This is a genomic window from Herbaspirillum lusitanum P6-12 (assembly GCF_000256565.1).
Classification (GTDB): Bacteria; Pseudomonadota; Gammaproteobacteria; order Burkholderiales; family Burkholderiaceae_D; genus Herbaspirillum; species Herbaspirillum lusitanum.
The window spans coordinates 1-203 of the sequence record NZ_AJHH01000069.1 but is presented as its reverse complement, the minus strand read 5'-3'; the positions used below and the strand labels follow the sequence as shown (position 1 = coordinate 203).

The window sequence follows — 203 nt, the reverse complement described above, 5'->3', positions numbered from 1 at the left end:
ATGACCTGTAGCGGCCGTGGCGTACCAGAGCTACAACCTGTTCCCGCATCTCACCGTGCAGGAAAACATCATGCTGGCGCTGCGCCACGTCAAGCAACAGCCGAAGGCGCAGGCCCTGGCCGTATCCATGGCCGCGCTGGAACAAGTCGGTCTCGGCAATAAAGCCGACGCCTATCCCGAGCAACTGTCGGGCGGCCAGCAAC

At 62.6% G+C, this 203-nt stretch carries 1 pseudogene; it reads left to right on the top strand.

Annotated elements, in window-relative coordinates:
• Window positions 1-16 precede the first annotated feature (16 nt).
• A pseudogene (locus tag HLUSI_RS26650) lies at window positions 17-203 on the top strand (amino acid ABC transporter ATP-binding protein); the annotation flags it as partial.